Source organism: Luteimonas arsenica (genome assembly GCF_004352825.1).
Lineage (GTDB): Bacteria > Pseudomonadota > Gammaproteobacteria > Xanthomonadales > Xanthomonadaceae > Luteimonas > Luteimonas arsenica.
This window is the reverse complement of the sequence record NZ_SJRW01000001.1, coordinates 275,993-292,831: the sequence shown is the minus strand read 5'-3', so window position 1 is coordinate 292,831 and position 16,839 is coordinate 275,993. Positions and strand designations below refer to the sequence as shown.

14 protein-coding genes are annotated in these 16,839 nt (G+C 71.3%); 5 read left to right on the top strand and 9 right to left on the bottom strand.

The window, feature by feature from the left end; genetic code table 11:
* Positions 1-43: 43 nt before the first annotated feature.
* Positions 44-1,969 carry an N-acetylmuramoyl-L-alanine amidase gene (locus tag E2170_RS01365; RefSeq protein ID WP_207914900.1) on the bottom strand — a complete coding sequence of 642 codons (1,926 nt, stop codon included), beginning with the start codon at positions 1,967-1,969 and terminating at the stop codon, positions 44-46.
* A 307-nt stretch (positions 1,970-2,276) separates the two neighbouring features.
* On the opposite strand from E2170_RS01365, the gene E2170_RS01360 reads away from it, so the two are divergent.
* On the top strand, positions 2,277-3,089 hold the full coding sequence (locus E2170_RS01360) for a hypothetical protein (protein ID WP_132998859.1): 813 nt from the start codon (positions 2,277-2,279) through the stop codon (positions 3,087-3,089).
* A 65-nt stretch (positions 3,090-3,154) separates the two neighbouring features.
* Here the strand turns inward: E2170_RS01360 and lpdA are convergent, their stop codons facing one another.
* Together lpdA and E2170_RS01350 are read right to left on the bottom strand one after the other, a co-directional pair.
* Positions 3,155-4,993 carry a dihydrolipoyl dehydrogenase gene (lpdA, locus tag E2170_RS01355; RefSeq protein WP_132998858.1) on the bottom strand — a complete coding sequence of 613 codons (1,839 nt, stop codon included), beginning with the start codon at positions 4,991-4,993 and terminating at the stop codon, positions 3,155-3,157.
* A gap of 10 nt (positions 4,994-5,003) precedes the next feature.
* Complete coding sequence (locus E2170_RS01350; RefSeq protein ID WP_132998857.1) at positions 5,004-6,410, bottom strand: dihydrolipoyllysine-residue acetyltransferase; 1,407 nt, start codon at positions 6,408-6,410, stop codon at positions 5,004-5,006.
* Between the two features lie 310 nt (positions 6,411-6,720).
* On the opposite strand from E2170_RS01350, the gene E2170_RS01345 reads away from it, so the two are divergent.
* Positions 6,721-7,368, top strand: coding sequence for an OmpW/AlkL family protein (locus tag E2170_RS01345; protein ID WP_132998856.1), 648 nt, complete (start codon positions 6,721-6,723; stop codon positions 7,366-7,368).
* Between the two features lie 85 nt (positions 7,369-7,453).
* Here E2170_RS01345 and E2170_RS01340 read toward each other — a convergent pair whose 3' ends face one another.
* The gene (locus E2170_RS01340; RefSeq protein WP_279432847.1) at positions 7,454-8,410 is read right to left on the bottom strand and encodes a DMT family transporter; all 957 of its coding nucleotides are present in this window, start codon (positions 8,408-8,410) and stop codon (positions 7,454-7,456) included.
* A gap of 7 nt (positions 8,411-8,417) precedes the next feature.
* On the bottom strand, positions 8,418-9,467 hold the full coding sequence (locus E2170_RS01335) for an NAD(P)-dependent alcohol dehydrogenase (protein ID WP_132998855.1): 1,050 nt from the start codon (positions 9,465-9,467) through the stop codon (positions 8,418-8,420).
* A 118-nt stretch (positions 9,468-9,585) separates the two neighbouring features.
* On the opposite strand from E2170_RS01335, the gene E2170_RS01330 reads away from it, so the two are divergent.
* Entirely contained in the window at positions 9,586-10,068 is a 483-nt protein-coding gene (locus E2170_RS01330) for a YajQ family cyclic di-GMP-binding protein (RefSeq protein ID WP_132998854.1), read from the top strand.
* A gap of 76 nt (positions 10,069-10,144) precedes the next feature.
* Complete coding sequence (locus tag E2170_RS01325) at positions 10,145-10,681, top strand: DUF1415 domain-containing protein (protein WP_132998853.1); 537 nt, start codon at positions 10,145-10,147, stop codon at positions 10,679-10,681.
* Positions 10,682-11,335: 654 nt separating this feature from the next.
* On the opposite strand, the gene E2170_RS01320 is transcribed toward E2170_RS01325, so the two are convergent.
* Complete coding sequence (locus E2170_RS01320) at positions 11,336-12,043, bottom strand: 16S rRNA pseudouridine(516) synthase (protein ID WP_132998852.1); 708 nt, start codon at positions 12,041-12,043, stop codon at positions 11,336-11,338.
* Complete coding sequence (locus tag E2170_RS01315) at positions 12,040-13,116, bottom strand: class I SAM-dependent methyltransferase (protein WP_132999953.1); 1,077 nt, start codon at positions 13,114-13,116, stop codon at positions 12,040-12,042. The genes E2170_RS01320 and E2170_RS01315 overlap by 4 nt, the downstream gene beginning before the upstream one ends.
* Before the next feature lie 140 nt (positions 13,117-13,256).
* On the opposite strand from E2170_RS01315, the gene E2170_RS01310 reads away from it, so the two are divergent.
* Positions 13,257-13,517 carry a hypothetical protein gene (locus E2170_RS01310; RefSeq protein ID WP_132998851.1) on the top strand — a complete coding sequence of 87 codons (261 nt, stop codon included), beginning with the start codon at positions 13,257-13,259 and terminating at the stop codon, positions 13,515-13,517.
* 28 nt (positions 13,518-13,545) lie between these two features.
* On the opposite strand, the gene E2170_RS01305 is transcribed toward E2170_RS01310, so the two are convergent.
* Together E2170_RS01305 and E2170_RS01300 are read right to left on the bottom strand one after the other, a co-directional pair.
* Entirely contained in the window at positions 13,546-16,071 is a 2,526-nt protein-coding gene (locus tag E2170_RS01305) for an ABC transporter permease (protein WP_132998850.1), read from the bottom strand.
* Entirely contained in the window at positions 16,068-16,781 is a 714-nt protein-coding gene (locus E2170_RS01300) for an ABC transporter ATP-binding protein (protein ID WP_132998849.1), read from the bottom strand. The genes E2170_RS01305 and E2170_RS01300 overlap by 4 nt, the downstream gene beginning before the upstream one ends.
* Positions 16,782-16,839 lie beyond the last annotated feature (58 nt).

The window sequence follows — 16,839 nt, the reverse complement described above, 5'->3', positions numbered from 1 at the left end:
TGGGATGGGCGATGGCGGCGAACCGCCACCGCCCGGACCCGGGTCAGTTCCTGGCCTGCACGTCGTCGATGTAGACGTTGATGTCGTAGCTGGTGTTGGCGTGGTACAGCCAGATCGCGTCCAGCTTGACGGTGCCGGCGGTGATCGCGCCGTTGCCACCGACCCAGGCGTTCCACTGGTTGGCGTCGGTCAGCGACCAGGACACGTAGGTCCAGCTGTTGGCCGGGATCGCCTTGCTGGTGGAGCGCTCGGTGCCGTCGCTGTCGTCGATGCCCACGGCCACGCTCATGCCGCTGCCGCCGGAGTACACCCAGAAGCCGATGCTGCCGTTGGCGCGGGTGATCGCCGTGTTGCTGCCCGGATTGCCCGTGCCCGAGAGCAGGCGCACCGCCCAGGCCGCGCTGGTGTTCGGGTTGTCCTTCAGCAGCACGCGCAGCGAGCAGTTGCCCGCGTAGCGGGTCGTGCACACCCGCGTCGCGGTGGACGCCGTGGAAATACCGGTGGTGCTGCCCGAATACGCGGGGCTGGTGTTGAAGTGGCCGACGCTGCTCTCGAAGCGGTCGAGGTACGTGGTGCCGCCACCGCCACCGCCCGGGTTGAGCCGGGTGTAGTAGCTCGCCCAGTTCCAGTTGATGCCCGGATCGGTGTGGGTCTGCCCGCTGAAGTGCTGGTGGCCCTTGATCTTGACCGAGGTCGGCAGGACGTTGATGCCGCTGCTGGGCGCACCCTTGTAGGCGCTGGCGCAGCTGATGGCGCTGTACTTCGAGCAGAAATTTCGCACCAGCGCCGCCGAGGCGTTGTACATGGCGGTGGTGTACCAGGAGCTGTTGTTGACGTAGCCCTCGTGCTCGATGCCCAGGGTGTAGCTGTTCTGGTTGCGCACGTGCCAGGCAGTGTGGGCGTTGCGCACCATCTGCGTGACCTGGCCGTCGGAGCTGCGGATCACGTAGTGGGCGCTGACGTTGGCCGCCGAGTTCTTGAACCAGCTGATGGTGCCCGCATAGCTGCCCTGCGCGGTGTGGATGGTCACGGCGCTGACGGCCGCGCTGCGCGAGGCGTTGTAGTTGGTGGAGTGGGCGGGGTTCCAGATCGCCGGACCGTAATCGGTGCTCTGCGCGCGCAGGCTGCCGTCGCCGCCGTCCTTCTTCGACGGCGTGCGCACGAGCTGCTCGCTGACCGGGTCGATGGCGAAGCCGTCGACCTCGATGCGGTCGCCTTCCACGTCCAGGCGCACGAACGGCGCCTGCAGCTTCACCAGCGTGGAGGCGTCGAAGGCGCGCTCCCAGGCCACCGCGGTCTGCGGCACCACCATGCCCTTCTCGTCGATGCCGCGGTCCTGTGCCAGCAGCACGTCGAAGGCGAAGCTGGCGCGGGCATAGTCGTCGATGGCGCCATCCGCCGGCGAAGCGGAGAAGCCCGCGTAGCGCGCCAGTTCCGGCGCCAGCGATTCGAGGTCCCTGACGTCCTTGCCGCGCAGCTGGCGGTCGAGCAGCACCGCGGCGGCCAGGATGTTGGTGGCCGGGTCCTGCTTCACGCGTTCGGCCGGGACGCCCAGCAGGGCCGCGGCCTCGCCCACCTGGTCGGCGAAGCCATCACCCGCGTACAGGCCCATCACGCCGTGGGCGGCGGGCATGTGGTGGTGGTCGCCCATGTCGCCGGCGTCCTCGTGGCGGACGTTGTGCCAGCGGCTCTGCACATAGGCGATCGCCTCCAGGGTGCCGCGCGGGATCTTCGGATAGGCCGCATAGGCGCGCTGGAAATAGCCGGGATACGCGGCACGTTCGGCGCGCAACCGGACCTCCTCGGCCTGGAGCCGCTGCACCATCTCCGCTTCCAGCTTCGCCGTGACCGGGTCCACCCCGTCGTCGCCGACGAACTTCGCCTTCGCATGCGCGGGCGCCGCCGCAAACGCGGCCACCGCGATCGACAGGGCCAGCACCGCAACTGCCTGATTCGTTCGAATGCTCATCTCCACCCCTTGGTTGCGCCCTTTGGCGCCTTGGCTCCCCCCGTCCCCGGAACCGGTCCGCGCGGCTTGCCGCCGCGCTTGGGCAATAGCGCCACGCCAGGCGCGACGCGGATAGCTGGGGTTGGCCCTAAGCCGATGGAAACGCGACGCATGGGCGATGCGCAGCGTGCCGACGGTCACATTGCGACTGGCCGCGGGGCGTCGCCCATCGCGCCACCGCTTCACGTCCGCTGCATCGCCGATCAGGCAGAAAGTGCGCCGGCGGCCGCCGCAGAGCAGCCCCATCCCCCCACAAGGAGTTCCCCACGTGAGCAAGACCCCCCTGACCCGCGGCGCATTTGCGCTGTGCGCGGCGGCGGCGCTTTTCGCCCCGGCCGCCCATGCCGACGATGATCGATTCACCCTGCGCCTGAGCGGCATGCACGCCAAGGCCGAGACACAGTTCACCGCCGACGCCATCGTCGCCGGCGATGCCTACGAGTATGAAAGCCCGCGCTGGGAGATCGGCGAAAAGACCGTGCCGCGCATCGAAGGCATGTTCCGCGCTGGCGACCGCCACCGCCTGCTGTTCAACTACTTCCGCTACAGCGAGGACCAGAGCGCGACCCTGGGCCAGGACCTGGACTTCGACGGCATCGAGTTCCCGGCCGACAGCCAGGCCCGCCTGGACACCGACTTCCACCTCGCCAGCCTGGTCTACGACTATGCGGTGGTGGAAACCCCGACCACGAGCCTGGGCCTGCAGATCGGCCTGGAAAGCGCGCGCCTGGAAGCCGACCTGCGCGCGACCGCGGGCGACGAGAGCTTCCGCGCCCACGGCCGCGAGACCGGCTACGCGCCGGTGGTCGGCCTGCGTGCCGCCGCGAACACCGCCGACGGCCGCTGGCGCTTCGTCGCCCAGGGCCAGTACCTGGACGCCGACTGGGGCGACTTCGACGACTACGACGGCGACATCAGCCGCGCCAACGCACTGGTGGAATACCGGTTCACGCCGAAGGTGGGCGTCCACGTCGGCTACGACTGGTTCAAGCTCAACGTCCGCAAGAGCGGCAGCGACGGCACGGTCGGGCTGGACCAGCGCTTCCGCGGGCCGGTGGCGGGGTTGACGCTGGCGTTCTGACGATACGGCGGCCTGCCCCCATCCCCCGAAGGGCAGATGGGGGGCAGGCTCGCGGTGGTGTCCCGCTACTTGCGCTTCGGGATGTAGAGGTCGGTGATGGTTCCGTCGTAGACCTCGGCCGCCATCGCCACCGATTCGCCGAGCGTCGGGTGCGGGTGGATGGTGTGGCCGATGTCCCCGACCTCGGCGCCCATCTCGATCGCCAGCGCGGCTTCGGAGATCAGCTCGCCGGCGTGCACGCCGACGATGCCGGCGCCGATGATGCGGTGCGTGGCCTCGTCGAAGACCAGCTTGGTGAAGCCCTCGGTGCGGCCCAGGCCGATGGCGCGGCCGCTGGCCGCCCACGGGAACTTGCCGACGCCGATCTTCAGGCCCTTCGCCTTCGCTTCCGTCTCGGTGATGCCGACCCAGGCGATCTCCGGGTCGGTGTAGGCCACCGACGGGATCACGCGCGCGACCCATTCCCGGCTCTTATCGGGATCGCCTTCGCCGGCGGCGACTTCGGCGGCCAGCTTGCCTTCGTGCGTCGCCTTGTGGGCCAGCATCGGCTGGCCGACGATGTCACCGATGGCGAAGATGTGCGGCACGTTGGTGCGCATCTGCGCGTCGACGTCGATGAAGCCGCGCTCGCCCACGCGCACGCCGGCCTTGTCCGCGTCGATCTTCTTCCCGTTCGGACTGCGGCCCACGGCCACCAGCACGCGGTCATAGAGCTTGCCCTCGGGGACGTTCTCGCCGTCGAAGGCGACTTCGATGCCCTTCTTGCCGGTCTTGGCTTCCACCACCTTCGTCTTCAGGTGGGTCGACACGCCCTGCTTCTTCAAACGGTCGGCCAGCGGCTTGACCAGGTCCTTGTCGGCGCCGGGCATCAGCTGGTCGGCAAGCTCGACCACGGTCACCTCGCTGCCCAGCCCGCGGTACACCGTCGCCATCTCCAGGCCGATGATGCCGCCGCCAACCACGAGCAGCTTCTTCGGCACCTCGGCCAGTTCCAGCGCGTCGGTCGAATCCATGATCCGCGGATCGTCCCAGGGGAAGCCGGGCAGCTTCAGCGCCTGCGAACCGGCGGCGATGATGCACTGCTCGAAGCGCAGCAGCCGGGTCTTGCCGTTGTCGCCGGCGACTTCGATCTCGTTGGCCGAAACGAAGCGGCCGACGCCCTGCAGCACGCGCACCTTGCGCTGCTTGGCCATGCCGGCCAGGCCCTTGGTCAGCTGCCCGATCACGCTTTCCTTGTGGCCGCGCAGCTTGTCGATGTCGATCTTCGGCTTGCCGAAGTCGACGCCGTAGGCGCCGGCGTGCGCGGCCTGCTCGATCACCTCGGCCGCATGCAGCAGCGCCTTGGACGGGATGCAGCCGACGTTGAGGCAGACGCCGCCGAGCGAGGGATAGCGCTCGATCAGCACCGTGTCGAGCCCGAGGTCGGCGGCGCGGAACGCGGCGGTGTAGCCGCCGGGGCCCGCGCCGAGCACCACGATGCGGCATTCCACGTCGGCCTTGCGGCCGCTTGCGGCGGCTGCGGCCGGCGCTTCCGGCTCGGCCGGGGCGCGATGCGACTTGGCCACAGGCGGCTTGCCCGGGCCGGCGTCGTCGGCCGCGGCCGGTGCCTTGGGCGCGTCGGCCTCCGGCGCCTTGCCGGCCGGCGCATCGCCGCCGCCCGCGCCTTCGGCCTCGAGCACCAGCACCACGCTGCCCTCGGACACCTTGTCGCCGACCTTGACCTTCAGCTCGCGCACCACGCCGGCGGCCGACGAGGGCACTTCCATCGTCGCCTTGTCCGACTCCAGCGTCGCCAGGCCCTGGTCGACGGCGACGGTGTCGCCGACGGACACCAGCACTTCGATCACCGGCACGCCGTCATAGCCGCCGATGTCGGGAACCTTCACTTCGATCGTGTTCGCCATGGCCGCGCCCTCAGAGCATCGCCCGGCGCATGTCGCCGAGCAGCTGTGCGAGATAGGCGGTGAAGCGCGCCGCCGCGGCACCGTCGATCACCCGGTGGTCATAGGACAGCGACAGCGGCAGCACCAGTCGCGGCTGGAAGGCCTTGCCGTCCCAGACCGGCTTCATCGCCGACTTGGACACGCCCAGGATCGCGACTTCCGGCGCGTTGACGATCGGCGTGAAGGCAGTGCCGCCGATGCCGCCCAGCGAGCTGATCGAGAAGCAGCCGCCGGACATTTCGGCCGGGCCGAGCTTGCCGTCGCGGGCCTTCTTCGCCAGCGCCGAGGTCTCCTGCGCGATCTCGATGACGCCCTTCCTGTCGCAGTCGCGCACCACCGGCACCACCAGGCCGTTGGGCGTGTCGGCGGCGAAGCCGACGTGGAAGTACTTCTTCAGCGTCAGCGTCTCGCCCGAGGCGTCGAGCGAGGCGTTGAACTCGGGATACTTCTGCAGCGCGGAAACGGCGGCCTTCATGATGAAGGCGAGCATGGTGAGCTTGATGCCGGCCTTCTCGTTTTCCTTGTTGAGCGCGACGCGCAGCGCTTCCAGGTCGGTGATGTCGGCGTCGTCGTGCTGGGTGACGTGCGGGATCATCGCCCAGTTGCGCGCGAGGTTGGCGCCGCTGATCTTCTTGATCCGCGACAGCGGCTTTTCCTCGACCTCGCCGAACTTCGAGAAATCGACCTTCGGCCAGGGCAGCAGGTTGAGGCCGCCACCGGCCGCGACCGCGCCGCCGCCCGCGGACACGCCGCCAGCCAGGGCCGACTTCACGAACTTCTGCACGTCTTCCTTCGTGATCCGGCCGCCGCGGGCGCTGCCCGCCACCTGCAGCAGGTCGACGCCGAGCTCGCGTGCGAACAGGCGAACGGCCGGGCTGGCATAGGGCACCTTGCCCGGCAGCACCGCGTCGGCGCCGAGCACGCGCGGCGCGGCGGCGGCATCGGCCGCGGCCGTCCCGCCGGCCTGGCGGTCGATGGCGGCCTGGGCGATGTTGTCCGGCTTTTCGGACACCGCCACCGGCGGCACCTGGGTGCCGGTCTCGGCGGCAGGGCGGACCTCGGACGGCGCCTCGGGCTGGGCGCGCGGCGCTTCCGGCGCCGCGGCTTCGGCCGGGGCCGGTGCGTCGGCGCCGCCTTCGGCGGGTTCGATGAGGGCGACCAGCCCACCCTCGGACAGCATGTCGCCGACCTTGACCTTGACCTCGCGCACGATGCCCGCGAACGGCGCCGGCACTTCCATCGTCGCCTTGTCGGACTCCAGCGTGATCAGGCCCTGGTCCTTGTCGACGCTGTCACCGGCCGCAACCAGGACCTCGATCACCGGCACGTCGTCGTAGCCTCCGATGTCCGGTACGCGTGCTTCCTGGGGGCTGGCCATCGGGTATCTCCACGGTCGGTAAGGCGGACCGCTATTGTGGCCCCCGCGCGTGCAAGCGCCAACCTCGGAACCGGCGGCCACGCCCGGGCCGCACCCCGCTTCGCCGCGCGGCGCCTCACAGGCTGCCGACCGGCCATGACCAGGGTCATGCCGCGTTCACCCGTGTCCACGCCGCGTGTGGCGGATGAACCGCGCGTGCAGAAGTTCCCTTTTCCGCCCCGCCCGCGACAAGTGCGATTCATGCGTGCACGGCCAGGATGTCGTCGCCCCACTCCCAGGGGCCCATATGTTGTTAACGAGGAGACTCCCCATGTCCGTTATTTCCCCCAAGAAGCAGTCCCGCATCGCCAAGGTCCTGGTTCCCGCCGCCCTGGCCCTGGCCATCGCGCCGGCGGCCTTCGCCCAGGACGGCACCAGCGCCGCCGACAAGCGCGTGTCCGTGGTCGCCGGCTATTCGATGGTCGAACCGACCCGCAACCCCGAGATCGGCGGCACCCGCACGCAGTTCGACGGCGAAGGCACCCCGACGCTGGGCGTGACCTACCACATCACCGACAACTGGGGCGTTGAAGCCTGGGCCGCGGACAGCTACGGCCAGCGCGTCAATGCCGGCGGCGGCAAGGTCGGCAGCGTCGATGCGCAGCCGTACTCGGTGAGCGGCCAGTACCGCTTCGGCACCGCCGAAAGCACGATCCGGCCCTTCGTCGGCCTCGGCTACCACGAGACCAACTACGACAACGAGACCGCCACCCCGGCCGGCGACCGCGTCGGCATCGAGACCGCCAAGGGCGCGGTGGCCACGGTCGGCGTGGATGCCAACATCAGCCCGACCTGGTTCGCCCGTGCCGATGCGCGCTATTTCCAGGCCGACTCGGACGTGAAGGTCAACGGCGTGAAGGCCGGCGACGCCAAGCTCGACCCGGTGGTGCTGGGCGTGGGCATCGGCGCCCGGTTCTGATCGGACGCGCCGGTCTGCGGCGATCCGGTCGACCGCCGGCCGGCAGTCCCGGCAACAAGGCGGGCCCCGCGCGGGCCCGCCTTTTTCATGCCTGCGCAGGCGGCTCCGGCGCGTCGGCGGGCGCGGACTGCGCGCGCACCACCCGCTCGCGGCGCATCAGGTAGAGCCCGCTGGCGACGATGATCGCCGCGCCCAGCCAGGTCATGCCGTCGGGCAGCGCGTGCCACAGCGCCAGGTCGAGCACCACCACCCACACCAGCGCGGTGTACTCCAGCGGCGCGATCAGTGAAGCCTCGCCGAGCCGGAAGGCATTCGTCAGCGCCACCTGGCCCAGGGTGCCGAAGACCGCGATGCCGCCCAGCAGCCAGGCATCGGCGGCGCGCAGCGGCACCCACTCCGGCCAGGCCAGCAGGCCCGCGCCCAGCGCCACCATGCCCAGGAACCAGAACACCAGCGACTGCGCGCTGTCGCGCTGGGCCAGCATGCGCACGGTCACCACCGAGGCCGCATAGCAGACGGTCGCGAACAGCACCAGCAGGCCGGCGCGGGTCATCACGCCCTCCCCGCCCGGCCGCAGCACCACCAGCACGCCGACGATGCCGACCACGATCGCGGTCCAGCGCCGCGGGCCGACGTGCTCGCGCAGCAGCGGCACCGCCATCGCGGTCACCAGCAGCGGGCCGACGAAGGTGATCGCGTACGCAGTCGACATCGGCAGGTCGCGCAGGCCGGCGACGAAGCAGGACAGGAACAGCACGCCCAACACGCCACGCAGCAGGTGCAGCGGCCAGTGCACCCGGAACAGCGGCCGCAAGCCGGTGGTCGCCGCCGCCCAGGCCAGCACCAGCGGCAGGCCGACCATGCCGCGCAGCGCGGCGACCTGCATCGGCGGGTAGTGGCCGGCCAGCTGCTTCATGCAGGCGTCCATCAGGCACAGCACGGCCACCGCGAACAGCATCGCGAGCACGCCGCGGCGGTGGTCGCGGGCGGCCGCGGCTTCGGCATCGCCGTCGCCGGCGACGCCGGGGCTCACCGGATCCATCGCGTCCTCAGCCGCCGAAGGTCGCGGCGTCGATCACGAAGCGGTAGCGCACGTCGCCGCGCAGCATGCGCTCGTAGGCCTCGTTGATGGCGCTGGCGTCGATCAGCTCGATGTCGCTGGCGACGCCGTTGGCGGCGCAGAAATCGAGCATCTCCTGGGTTTCGCGGATGCCGCCGATCAGCGAACCGGCCAGCCGGCGGCGGGCCATCACCAGCGACGAGGCCGCAACCGGCGACGGCTCCGGAATGCCCAGCAGCACCATGGTGCCGTCGATCTTCAGCAGGCCCAGGTAGAGGTTGTAGTCGTGGGCGGCGGATGCCGTGTCGAGGATCATGTCGAAGCGCTTGGCCAGCCGGCGTGCGGCGCGGCTGTCATCGCCGACGACCTCGAAGGCGTGCGCGCCCAGCTTCATCGCGTCCTCGCGCTTGCGCTCCGAGGTGCTGAGCACGGTCACCCGCGCGCCCAGGGCCACGCCCAGCTTCACCGCCATGTGGCCCAGGCCGCCCAGGCCGACCACGCCCAGCTCGTCGCCGGGCTTCAGCCCGAAGTGGCGCAGCGGCGACCAGGTGGTGATGCCGGCGCAAAGCAGCGGCGCGGCGCGATCCAGCGGCAGGCCGTCGGGGATGCGCAGCACGTAGTCCTGGTGGACGGTGATGCGGGTGGAGTAGCCGCCCTGGGTGGTCTCGCCGGTCGAAGGGTCGAGGCTGCCGTAGGTGGCGACCATCCCCTTCTCGCAGTACTGCTCCTCGCCGGCGGCACACTGCGGGCAGCTGCGGCAGGAGTCGACGAAGCAGCCGACGCCGACGGCATCGCCGACCTGGTAGCGGTCCACGCCCTCGCCCACCGCGGCGACGTGGCCGACGATCTCGTGGCCGGGCACCAGCGGGTACTCCACCGGACCCCACTCGCCGCGCACGGTATGCAGGTCGGAGTGGCAGATGCCGCAGTAGCGGATGTCGATCAGGACCTCGCCCGCGCGCGGATCGCGGCGCTCCAGGCTCCAGGGGGCCAGCGGCGCGGTGGCCGAGGTGGCGGCATAGGCGGCGGTCTTGTGCATGGCGGGCTCCGGGGCTGTCGCGGGGTGCGGATCGGGGTCGGACGCACATGATGCACGACGGCCGTTCCAGCCGCGTTGCGGTACCCTGACCACTCCGTTCCAACGCAATGAGCGCGCCATGCCGTCCTTCGACATCGTCTCGGAAGTCGACACCCACGAGCTGACCAATGCCGTCGACCAGGCCAACCGCGAGCTGTCCACCCGCTTCGACTTCAAGGGCGTGGACGCGGCCTTCGAGCGCGAGGACGCGGTGATCAGCCAGCGCGCGCCCAGCGAGTTCCAGCTGCAGCAGATGACCGACATCCTGCGCGCCCGCCTGGCGGCGCGGAAGATCGACACGCGCTGCCTGGAGTTCGGCGACATCGACACCAACGTCGCCGGCGCGCGGCAGAAGATCACGGTCAAGCAGGGCATCGAGCGTGAACTGGCGAAGAAGATCACGACCGAGATCAAGGCTTCGAAGATCAAGGTCGACACCCAGGTCAACGGCGACAAGCTGCGCGTGACCGGCAAGAAGCGCGACGACCTGCAGGCGGTGATGGCGCTGCTGCGGGGCAAGGACTTCGAGCTGCCGCTGCAGTTCGACAATTTCCGCGACTGACCGCGCCGCGCCCCCCGCAAGCCCCACAGCTCCAGCAGCGCCCCCGACTCCCGGGGCGGCAACCCAAGGCAGGCCGATGGATCCGATCGAAGACACCCGCCGCTGGCTCGAGCGCGCCGTCATCGGCCTGAACCTCTGTCCCTTCGCGAAGGCGGTGGTGGCCAAGGGCCAGGTGCGCATGGTGCTGAGCGAGGCGCGCGACGAGGCGGCATTGCTGGAGCAGCTCGGCGAGGAGCTGCTGCACCTGCGCGACACGCCGGCCGAAGTCACCGACACGACGCTGATCGTGCATCCACAGGTGCTCGGGGACTTCCTGGACTACAACGATTTCCTCGATGCCGCCGATGGGCTGGTCGAGGAGCTGGGGCTGGAAGGGGTGCTCCAGGTCGCGAGCTTCCACCCGCAGTACCAGTTCGCGGGCAGCGATCCCGACGACATCGCCAACTTCACCAACCGTTCGCCCTGGCCGACCCTGCACCTGCTGCGCGAGGACAGCGTCTCCCGCGCGGTCGAAGCCTTCCCGGATCCCGATGCGATCGTCGAGCGCAATGTCGAGACGCTGGAGAAGCTGGGCCACACCGGGTGGCAGGCGCTGTTCCGCAGGGATTCCTGACGTTTTTTGCAGGGCGCCTTCCCTGGATTCGGCTTCGTGTTTGAGCGCCCCTCCTGGGGGACTGTTGCTTCGGGGGGACGCGTGCCTCGGCTTCGGAAGGACGCGTGCCACTACGCGGTGGGTATGAACCGGCGAAGCAGCCATCCATGGCTGATTCGCCTACCGCGCACATCCTTGTGCGCTGTTCATACCCACCGCGCAGTGTCCCGCTCGCGCGAGCGTGTGGTTTCCCGGCTTCGGGGATGACGACGTCCGGAGAACCTTCCGCGTAGTGCCCTTGCGGCTGTGCGATAGCCGCTGCTTGGGCGTTGGGCGTTGCGCCTTGGGCCAGACCTCAGGCCACCGCACCGTCCGTCGCGGAGCGCGGAGTCCGTCGCTTTTCGCCTGGCCGTGCCAAGAAGGTGGTGCAGGAGGTGGATGGTGGGGGGAGTGCGGAGAGTGGGCCAGGGATGGCCCAAGGCCCCGCTTCAGCCATGGACGGCTGACGGCGGGGCGCAGCACTCCCCCCGCCAGCCGCCTCATGCGGCGCGCACTCACACGAACGGGCTTTTGGCTCCGGTGCGACGCACCCCAGGAGCACACCCCAGCCCATCCGTAGCGGCTGTCGCGGCTGTAGCCGCTCCCACAAAGACAGTGATCCCTGGGCAGTGATCCCTAAAGGGGCGCGGCGAAGAGGCGGGTGCGTTCCGCTTCGTCAAGGCTGCGCCATTCGCCTTCGGGCAGGTCGCCGAGGGACAGGCCGCCTACCTCGGAACGATGCAGCGCGGCGACGTGGTTGCCGACCGCCGCGAACATCCGCCGCACCTGGTGGTAGCGGCCCTCATGCAGGGTCAGGCGCGCTTGCGTGGGCGAGATCACTTCGAGTTCCGCCGGCAGCAGCGGCGTCTTCTCGGATTCCAGCATCAGCGTGCCGCTGGCGAAGATCGCCGCCTCGTCGCCCCGTAGCGGCTCCGCCAGCGTCGCCTCGTAGACTTTCGGCAGCTTCGACTTCGGCGAAATGATCCGGTGCAGCAGTTGGCCGTCGTCGGTCAGCAGCAGCAGGCCGCTGGTCTCCCGATCCAGGCGCCCCACCGTCGACAGCGTCGGCGAACGCAGCGCGTAGCGCGGCGGCAGCAGATCGTAGACCAGTCGCCCGCGGTCCTTGGTCGAACAGGTGTAACCGACCGGCTTGTGCAGCATCAGCAGCAGGCCCGGCGGCGGATCCAGCGGCTCGCCGTCGACGCGCACATCGTCCCAGGCGGGCGTGTCGTCGGCATAGAGCACCTCGCCGGCGGCATCGGTGACGCGGCCCTCGCGGAACATCAGCGCGACCTGCTTGCGGCTGCCGTAGCCGAGGTTGGCCAGCGACTTGACCAGCTTCATCGCCGCGCCCATGCCGCCGGCGCGCCCGTGGCCTTGATCGCCTCCACGACCTTGAAGCCGGATTCCTGGGCCACCAGCCGCGCCTCGCCGAAGCCGGCGCCCAGCGCCTGTTCGTAGGGCAGGTGGCGGTTGGCGACCAGCCACAGGCGGCCACCGGGCCGCAGCGCCTGCGCGGCCGCGGCGATGAAGGCGCGGCCGATGTCCGGGCGCTCGCGGCCGTCCGGGGCGTGGAAGGGCGGATTGGTGACGACCACGTCGTAGCCGCCGGGAATGCCCGCGGTCACGTCGTGCCAGTGGAAGCCCAGCGCCACGCGCTGCGCGAAGCCGGCGAGGTTGTGACGCGCCAGCGCAAGCGCGCGGGCGTCGGCTTCAAAGGCGTCGAGCGCGGCGATGCCGGGGCTGCGCTCCAGCAGTTCGGCGGCGAGGTAGCCGTAGCCGGCGCCGAGGTCGGCGGCCCGGCCGCGCAGGTCGGTCGGCAGGTGGCGCGCCAGCAAGGCCGAGGCGAGGTCGATGCGATCCCAGGCGAACACGCCCGGGCGGCTCAGGAAGCGGCCGCCGGCCACCGGGCGCGGGGCGTCCAGGCCGCGCCACTGCGCCGCCAGCGCAGGATCGCCGCCGGGCTGGCCTGCGCGCGCCCAGAACACCCGGCACTTGTGCTTGCTGCGGGTGTTCACGGGGCCGGCGATGCGCGCGAAGTCGGCTTCGGCGGATTTCGCGCCGGCATCGTTGGCGACGCTGGCCACCACCAGCGCGCCGGGCGCGGCACGCGACAGGGCTTCCGCGAACAGCGCGCGGGCCTCGTCGCGCTGGCGCGGCGGCAGCAGCAGCACCAGGGGCCGGCCGGCTTCGCCATCGACAGCCATCGACTCACTGGCCACGGCAATCCCGGCACGCTCCAGCGCCGCCGCATCCGGCCTGAACGCCGTCTCGCAGTCCAGCCCCGGCCAGTCGCCGGCGGCCAGGGCGGCACCTTTGCGCGCGCGCAGGAACAGCGCGCCGGGCTCGCGCGCCAGCGTGCCGTCGGCGAAAGGAAGCATCAGCGCGTCGAGCGCGGGGTCACCGTGGCTGGACATCATGGGCCCGATCAATGAACAGGGCGGGGATTGTAGTGCCGCCACCGCCCTCAACGCCGCGGCAACACGCGCTTCATCGGATTCGAATGCCGGCTTTGCCAGCATCGGGGCCTCCCCCAAGGCAAGCAGAGGAACCCCGCATGCGAGCACTTTTCGTCGGAGGCCCGGTCGACAACAGCGAACTCGACATCAACGCCACCACCCCGCCCACCCACTACCCGCCCGACACCGGCAGCGGCCAGTCCCGCTACCGCCTGCACCAGGTCGGCCGCAAGGGCGACGACGTGGTCTACGCCGTCTACGGCGCCCCCGACAGCGCCGATGACGAAGTCCTCGCGATCGCCGAAGAGCGCGGCTACGCCCGCCGCTTCGAGGCCGAGCCCGGCCCGGCCCGGCTCTGAATGCTCGGGGGTTCCGCCCCCCGCATCCTCAGCCCTGCAGTTCGCGCAGGGTGACCGCCGGCGGCGCGTCGAGCACGCGCCGCGTGGCCCACAGCCCCGCGGCCAGCGCCGCCGCCATGCCGGCCAGGCCGCCGGCGGCGGCCATGGCCAGGTCCGGCGTCCACGGCAGGTCGAACACGCGGGTGGCAACCACGCCCGCCAGCACCGTGGCCGCGATCGCCGCCACCAGTCCCGACAGCAGGCCGATGGCCGCGAACTCCGAGGCTTGGGCCAGCCGCAGCTGCCGCCGGCTGGCGCCGAGCACGCGCATCACCCCACCCTCGAGCAGGCGCTCGTCCTGGCTGGCGCTGATCGCCGCCAGCAGCACCAGCAGGCCGGCGGCGAGCGCGAACCAGAACACCACTTCCACCACCGTCGAGACCTGGTCGGCGGTGCTTCGCACCTGGGCCAGCACCACGTCGATGTCGATCACCGAGACGTTGGGATAGCGCTCCACCAGCGCGCGCGTGAACGCGGTATCGCCCTGCGGCACGCTGACCGCGGTGATCCAGCTTGCCGGGTAGCCCTCGAGCGCGCCGGGCGAGAACAGCACGAAGAAGTTCGGCCGGAAGCTCTCCCAGTCGACCTCGCGCAGGCTGGTGATGCGGCCCTCGATGCGGCGGCCGGCGATGTCGAAGGCGACGCGGTCGCCCAGCGCCCAGCCCAGCGAAGCTGCGAAGCCGGTTTCCACCGACAGCTCCACGCCGTCGCCGCCATCCGCCCCCCAGAACTCGCCCGCGCTCACGCGGTTGTCCTCGCGCAGTTCGCGCGCGGTGGAGAGGTTGAACTCGCGGTCGGCGCGGCGCTGCGCGCGTCGCGCATCCTCGTCGCCGTCGTCGCCGGCGAAGTCGGCCCCGCTCACCACGCGGCCGTTGTGCGTGGCCAGGCGGCCGCGGACCATCGGGTACAGCACCGGCTCGGCCAGGCCCTGCGCCGCGGCCACCTCGGCCACGCCATCGATCTGGTCGGGCTGCACGTTGACGATGAAGCGGTTGGGCGCCTCCTCGGCCAGCGCCAGCTGCCAGCGTCCGATCAGGTCGGTGCGCACGAAGGTCAGCAGCAGCAGCGCCATCAGGCCGAGGCCGAGCGCGGACACCTGGGCGATGCTGGTGCCGGCGCGGCGGCTGACGTTGGCAAGCCCGTAGCGCGCGCTGCCGCGCAGACGCGTGCGCAGGCGGCGCACCGCGAGGATCATCAACCAGGCCAGCAGCGCCAGCACGCCCAGCGTCAGCGAGATGCCCACCAGCATCGCCAGCGCCAGCGTCGCCGAGCCCGCCTGCCACCACAGCAGGGCCGCGATGCCGGCGATGCCGGCGGCGAACACCAGCAGCGCCGCCGGCTCGGTCGGATCGAGGTCGCGGCGCAGCACGCTCAGCGCCGGCACCCGGCGCAGGGCCAGCACCGGCGGCGCGGCGAAGGCCAGCAGCACCACCAGACCCACGCCGTAGCCGCGCAGCGCCGGCATCGCGCCCGCCGGCGGGATCGCGATGCCGAGCATGCCGGCCAGCCAGCCGCCGATCGCCCACTGCAGCCCCCAGGCGATGCCCACGCCCACCGTGCAGGCCAGCAGGCCCAGCATCAGCAGCTCGCCGACGTGGATCCCGGCGAGCGTGGACTGGCTGGCGCCCAGGCAGCGCATCACCGCCGCGCCCTGCAGGTGGCGCGCGCTGTGCCGGCGCGCGGCCATCGCCACCGCCACCGCGGCCAGCACCACCGAGACCAGCGCGGCCAGGCCGAGGAAGCGGCCCGCGCGGTCGAGCGCCGAGCGCACCTCCGGCCGCGCATCCGCCGCGGTTTCCAGGCGCTGCCCGCGCGCGAGGTTGTCGCGCGCCACGGTGGTGAAGCGCTCCACCGCGCCCGCGTCGCCCGCCACCACCAGGCGGTAGCGGATGCGGCTCCCCTCCTGCACCAGGCCGGTGGCGGCGAGGTCGTCGGGGTGGATGAAGACCTTGGGCGCGACGTTGAAGTAGTCCAGTGCGGCATCGGGCTCTTGCACCACCAGCGCCTCCAGGCGCAGCTCCAGCATGCCGATGCCGACGGTGTCGCCAATGCGCGCGCCGAGGGTGTCGGCGCCACCGCGGCTCATCCACAGCGTGCCCGGCGCCGGCACGCCGTCGGCCACGCGCTCGACGCCGTCGGCGCCGCTGATCCGGTATTCGCCGCGCAGCGGGAAGCCTTCGCCGATCGCGCGCAGCTCGCCCAGCCGCAGCTGCGCCGCGTCGCCGCGGCCCACGCGCACCATGGTGTCGAGTTCGACCGTATCGGCGCTGCGCAGGCCCGCGGCCGCGGCCGCCTCGCGCGCCGGGCCGTCGATGGGCGCGTCGCCGCGCAGCACCGCATCGCCGCCGAGCAGGCGGTTGGCCTCGATCGCCAGCGCGCGCGCGGCGCGGTCGGTGACGAAGCCGACCGCGGTCACCGCCACCACCGCCAGCACCAGCGCCGCCAGCAGGATGCGGACATCGCCCGAGGCGAGGTCGCGCCGCAGCTGGCGCCAGGCAAGGCCGGCGATCCTCATGCCAGCGGCCCGCTGTCGGCCACCAGCCGCCCGCCTTCGATGCGCAGCGTGCGCCGGCAGCGTTCGGCCAGGTGTTCGTCGTGGGTGACCAGCACCAGGGTGGTGCCGGCGTCCTGGTTGAGCGCGAACAGCAGCTCGATGATCGCCTGGCCGGTGGCAGTGTCGAGATTGCCCGTCGGCTCGTCGGCGAACATCAACGAGGGGTCGGTGACGAAGGCACGGGCCACCGCCACGCGCTGCTGCTCGCCACCCGACAGCTGCCGCGGGTAGTGGCCCAGGCGCTCACCCAGGCCGACGCGGCCGAGGATCGCGCGCGCCGGCCCTTCGGCATCGGCGTCGCCGCGCAGCTCCAGCGGCAGCATCACGTTCTCCAGCGCGGTCAGCGAGGGCAGCAGCTGGAAGTTCTGGAACACGAAGCCGACCTTCTCGGCGCGCACGCGGGCGCGGCCGTCCTCGTCGAGCGTGGACAGCGGCGCGCCGTCGATCGCCACCGCGCCACGGGTCGGCGTGTCCAGGCCCGCGAGCAGGGACAGCAGGGTGCTCTTGCCCGAGCCCGAGGGCCCGACGATCGCCACGCTTTCGCCGCGCGCGACGCCGAAGCCGACGCCATCGAGGATCACCAGCTCGCCGCCGGGCAGCGCGACGCGCTTGCCGAGGTCGCTGGCCGACAGCGCGGGCGCGGTGGTGGTGGTTCGGGGGGAGTCAGCCATGGTGTCCTTCATCGGGGCATGATGTCCGCCACGGGTGCCCCTGCTGGAGCGGGCACGA

Excerpts from the sequence above, each read along its gene's own strand:
- E2170_RS01330 (WP_132998854.1), top strand. The coding sequence starts at position 9,586 with ATGCCGTCCTTCGACATCGTCTCGGAAGTCGACACCCACGAGCTGACC.
- E2170_RS01305 (WP_132998850.1), bottom strand. The coding sequence starts at position 16,071 with ATGAGGATCGCCGGCCTTGCCTGGCGCCAGCTGCGGCGCGACCTCGCC.
- E2170_RS01325 (WP_132998853.1), top strand. The coding sequence starts at position 10,145 with ATGGATCCGATCGAAGACACCCGCCGCTGGCTCGAGCGCGCCGTCATC.
- E2170_RS01350 (WP_132998857.1), bottom strand. The coding sequence starts at position 6,410 with ATGGCCAGCCCCCAGGAAGCACGCGTACCGGACATCGGAGGCTACGAC.
- E2170_RS01345 (WP_132998856.1), top strand. The coding sequence starts at position 6,721 with ATGTCCGTTATTTCCCCCAAGAAGCAGTCCCGCATCGCCAAGGTCCTG.
- E2170_RS01335 (WP_132998855.1), bottom strand. The coding sequence starts at position 9,467 with ATGCACAAGACCGCCGCCTATGCCGCCACCTCGGCCACCGCGCCGCTG.
- E2170_RS01340 (WP_279432847.1), bottom strand. The coding sequence starts at position 8,410 with ATGGATCCGGTGAGCCCCGGCGTCGCCGGCGACGGCGATGCCGAAGCC.
- E2170_RS01320 (WP_132998852.1), bottom strand. The coding sequence starts at position 12,043 with ATGAAGCTGGTCAAGTCGCTGGCCAACCTCGGCTACGGCAGCCGCAAG.
- E2170_RS01315 (WP_132999953.1), bottom strand. The coding sequence starts at position 13,116 with ATGTCCAGCCACGGTGACCCCGCGCTCGACGCGCTGATGCTTCCTTTC.
- E2170_RS01310 (WP_132998851.1), top strand. The coding sequence starts at position 13,257 with ATGCGAGCACTTTTCGTCGGAGGCCCGGTCGACAACAGCGAACTCGAC.
- lpdA (WP_132998858.1), bottom strand. The coding sequence starts at position 4,993 with ATGGCGAACACGATCGAAGTGAAGGTTCCCGACATCGGCGGCTATGAC.
- E2170_RS01300 (WP_132998849.1), bottom strand. The coding sequence starts at position 16,781 with ATGGCTGACTCCCCCCGAACCACCACCACCGCGCCCGCGCTGTCGGCC.
- E2170_RS01365 (WP_207914900.1), bottom strand. The coding sequence starts at position 1,969 with ATGAGCATTCGAACGAATCAGGCAGTTGCGGTGCTGGCCCTGTCGATC.